Below are 4,307 nucleotides of genomic sequence, written 5' to 3' on the forward strand. Positions count from 1 at the left end.
AGCCAGTGCGGAACTTGCGGGTTTGCGAGGAAATGAAGCAGGTTGCCATCGAGTYGAGGCGGCGGAATGTAGTCGACCCCAAGCTCAGGAAGGTGCTCCACCGCATCGGCGATCGGTCGGCCGCGGCTCAGGACGTCGACGAGATCGACGCCGGGGGCGGCCGCGCGCGCCATCGTCACGATGTCCCGTTCAGGGAGCCCGCTTGGCTCGCCGAGGTCGATCAGGAGCACGCGCAGTCGAAGGCGCGCCGCGGAGAGGACAAGGCTCCGCGCGACCGTGGTCTTGCCTTCGCCCGGAAGGGCGGAGCTGACAAGGATGATCTTCGACGCGAAGCTGCCGGAGCCCCTTGGCAACACGGAGATCAGCAATGAGCGGATTGACCGCGCATAGACTGATTGAGGCTGCTGCCGCAGCAGATCCTCGATCCGCTTTGCGTGCCGGAGCGTGACCCGCGGGACCTGCCCGAGGCAAGGAACGGCCAGAGCTTCGGCGGCTTCATCCGTGCTGCGAAGAGTGTGATCAAGTCTGTCGATGCCGAGCGCAAGCAGCACGCCCATGATGCCGAAGACCATCACGCCGGGCGGAATGAGGAAGGCCGGGTGAATCGAACTTGGCCTTTCCGGCGGCCACGCCGACGCCATCACCCGGACGTCCGGCTGAATGAGCTGGACCTGTTCGTTTGCCTGCTGCTGACGGCTCAGAAGGGCATCATAGAGCTGGGCTACTGCGGCCGCCTGACGCTCGAGAGCCCGCAAACCGGACATGCTGGCCGCGGTTTCGGTCGCCGCCGCCTTCAGGGACTGCAGCCGCTCCTCGATTGATCTGGCCTGAGCCTGGAGAATGCGACCGTCGGTCTCTACCTGGCTGAACGCCTGATCGATCGCCTGCTCTGTCGCACGGTCCGCTTTCCGGCGCGGCTCCGGCTGAGGCTCCTGACCGACTGTCGCTGGTGCTGCTTCGTTATGGGCGAACTCGGCCAGGCTCGCTGATCCCAGTGCATCCGCAAGGGCGGAGGTGGGTGCGCCGCGCTGGCGCAAGTCGTTGAACCGGTTCAGCCGTTGTTGCGTCGCGGCGAAATCGGACTTGGCCAGGGCCAATTGCCGGGCCAGCTGTGCGATCTGCTGGCCGGTTACATCAGGGGTGCCATCGACCGCTGCGCCATGGAGCAAGCGGTAGGCCTGCAGCTCCTCTTCGGCACGCGCCACCTCCAGCCTCATTTCGGGAACGCGCTTGGCGAGCCAGACCACAAGCTGCTCCGCGTCGGTGCGCTTTCGTTGCGCAATATCCTCGATGTAGACATTCGCGACGGTGTTCGCGATCTCGGCTGCACGTCCCGGATCGGAATCYGTTGCAACAACTGACAAGACTCTCGAACGTCGCTCTTGGCCGATCTTTACGGAGCGCTTCAACTGCTGGGCCAGCGCGCTTTCGTTACTGTCAGGGGAGTGGCTGTCAGCGCTACGCCGAAACGGCTGCGTGAGAAACGACCAGGCGGCACCGAGCCCATCCTGGACACGGTGCAGCCAGGAGTCCGGTTGCTTCCCTGCCGCCACCACTTCCTCATGGGCAAGAAGGAGCGCCGAAGCGACCCGTCGCAGATGCGCATCGGACGAAAGCACGGCCAAGTGCGTGTCGATCGCCGCATCGTCGATGGCTTGGGAGGCCTGGGATGTGCCACTCGACCCTTCCGAGGCGCGATCGACCACGATTTGCGTCGTTGCCGTATAGGTGGGCGACATGATCAGGCCAACGATCGCGACCCCTCCGCCGCCGAGGAGCATCATTGCAAGGATCAAACCCCGCCGCCTCGACAGCGCGTGGACGATCCGCTGGAATGGCAGCGGCCCTGGCGCCGATCCAATGATCGGTCTGGTTATCCGCGTCGTCGGTTCGAGTGGCGGCAGATCCGAAGGTCGTGCCGTCGCGATGAACCGCTGGCCCTTGCCGGTCAACGCTTCCATCGTCAGCTCCCCTGCAATGCGAGGTCGAATTCACCGACCGGTGTGGTGGCCGGCGGACCTGCGCCCTCGTCGAGCCAGGCCTCGAGCATCAGCACAGCCCAAAGCGCAAGCGAATGGTCGCGGCGGCCGCTCAGATGCTCCGCCCAGCACGCCTGGACCGCCGCCACGTCGAGAAGATCGTGGCGCCGCAGCCGCGATTCGGTCAGCAGGTCGGCCGCCCAGGCCCGTAGCGGCCCCTTCAGCCAGGCACCGACAGGCACGTCGAAGCCCTGTTTGGGGCGCTCGAACAGGTGCCGGGGCAAGTAGCGCGCAAGAACCTGTCGCAAGATCCACTTGCCCTGGCCGTGGCGGACCTTGACCGCTGTCGGCAGGCGCCAGGCGAATTCGACGACGCGATGATCCAAAAGCGGACAGCGGGCTTCCAGGCTCGTCGCCATGCTTGCCCGGTCGAGCTTCACCAGAATGTCGCTCGTCAGATATCCAGTCATGTCCCGAAAGATCAGTTGCGACACCAGATCGTCGAGGACGGGAGCATCGGGCTCGGCAGCTTCGGCGTCGCGCGCCAGGGTTAGCTCCGAGACACGTGTCAGCCGCCGGTAGATTTCCTGGTCTCCGTTCGCGGCGAAGAGATCGGAAAGACGCCTCAGGCGGTCGCCGCGCAGCGAGCGCCTCAGCCTGTCCGGCACCGGCAGCCGATTGACGATCTCCTCGCTGGCGCCATTCGCCAGGTGAACCAGGAAATCTGCAGCGGTGCGGCGGAGAATGGGGGGCAGGCCAAGCAGGGAAGCCAGCCGCACCGCAAGAAAATGCCTGGAGTAGCCGGCAAAGCATTCATCGCCGCCATCGCCCGACAGAGCCACKGTCACATCAGTGCGAGCGAGGCGGGAGACGAGCAGGGTCGGGATTTGCGACCAGTCGGCGAATGGCTCGTCCCAGATGCGTGGCAATTCGGGGATGACCTCGCGAGCCTCCGCCGGCGTCAGATGCAGCTCCGTATGATCTGTCCCGAGGTGCCGGGCGATACGCCCGGCCTCGACCGACTCGTCATAGCCTCGTTCGCGAAATGCGATCGTGAACGTGCGCACCGGCCTGTCGGACTGGGCCTGCATCAGCGCGACGACGGTCGAGCTGTCGATTCCTCCGGAGAGGAATGCGCCGAGCGGAACGTCGGCGACCATCCGCTCGCGCACGGCGAGACGAAGCAGTTCGTCAAGCTCCGCGACCAGTGCGACATCGTCGGAAACGAACGGATTCTTCCGCCCCTCTTCGGCCACGGCAGCCAGGGACCACCACTGGTGGATCCTCGACTTGAGAGTTGCTGTGTCGGGAGCGTCGGCGATCTCGTCGACGCTCACCGACAGCATGGCTCCAGGGGGCAGCTTGAACACATCGTGCCAGATGCAGCACCGATCCGGCATCGTGCCGCGCGCCAGCATGGCGGCCACAGCCTCGCGATCGATCCGGGCTTGAAAGCCCGGAAAGGTGCGAATTGCCTTCAGCTCGGAGGCAAACACAAGGGCACGTCCGATGCGCGCGATGTAGAGTGGCTTCTTTCCCATCCGATCTCTGACCAGATGGAGAACACGCGCCCTTCGGTCCCAGAGGCCGAGTGCGAACATGCCGGTGAAGCGCTGGAGCGCCCTCTCCAGACCCCAGCTTTCGATCGCGCCGAGCATCACCTCGGTGTCGCTGCCACCACGGAAGCTATGCCCGAGATCTTCGAGTTCGCGGCGCAGGGTATGGAAATTGTAGACCTCGCCGTTGAAGGTCATGACCAGYCGTCCGCTGTGGGAAAGCATCGGCTGGTGGCCGCCCTCGGTCAGGTCGACGATTGCGAGGCGTCGATGACCCAGTGCGACGCCTGCCTCACGGTCACTCCAAAACCCGTCGCTGTCCGGCCCACGATGGCGAATGGAAGCCGTCATCGGCTTGATCGCACCCAGTAACCCGGGGTCCGCAGCGTCGGGGGGCAGAATGATACCCGCAATCCCGCACATCCTGTCATCTCCCGTAGTGAGCGGACACCGTCGGCCTTCGCGTGCAGCCCTCGGCCAAACACAGGGCGAGGGCGAACCAGAAGATCGGGTGGCGAAGAATGAAGTGGCTGATGCTGAACACCGCCACAGAGCAGATCAGTGCCGAGAGGGCATCGAACCGGGCGTGCAGCGTGAGCAAGAGGGTACTGCCGACGAGCCACGCCAGAGTGGCGAGGCCAAGCACGCCTCCTTGGGTGTACAGGTCCAGGGGCGTGCTGTGCGCCTCGAACGGGCCGGGCAGGTTCTGCGGGTTAGGACCCGTGGGGCGTTCGGAATGCGGCCCCGGACCGAGGCCCAGGGAGGCCGACCC

Annotated in this window: 2 protein-coding genes and 1 pseudogene; all 3 read right to left on the minus strand. The window is 65.2% G+C overall.

Annotation, left to right across the window (positions count from 1 at the left end; translation table 11 throughout):
• A partial coding sequence (locus AC1D34_RS34480) for a GumC family protein (protein WP_476826665.1) occupies positions 1 to 1,961 on the minus strand: 1,961 nt, incomplete at its 3' end.
• Between the two features lie 2 nt (positions 1,962 to 1,963).
• Positions 1,964 to 3,958, minus strand: a complete 1,995-nt coding sequence (asnB, locus tag AC1D34_RS34485) for an asparagine synthase (glutamine-hydrolyzing) (RefSeq protein ID WP_476826666.1) — start codon at positions 3,956 to 3,958, stop codon at positions 1,964 to 1,966.
• 4 nt (positions 3,959 to 3,962) lie between these two features.
• Positions 3,963 to 4,307, minus strand: a pseudogene (locus tag AC1D34_RS34490) (O-antigen ligase family protein); the annotation flags it as partial.

The sequence above is a fragment of the Allobosea sp. P1_A7 genome, from assembly GCF_056406775.1.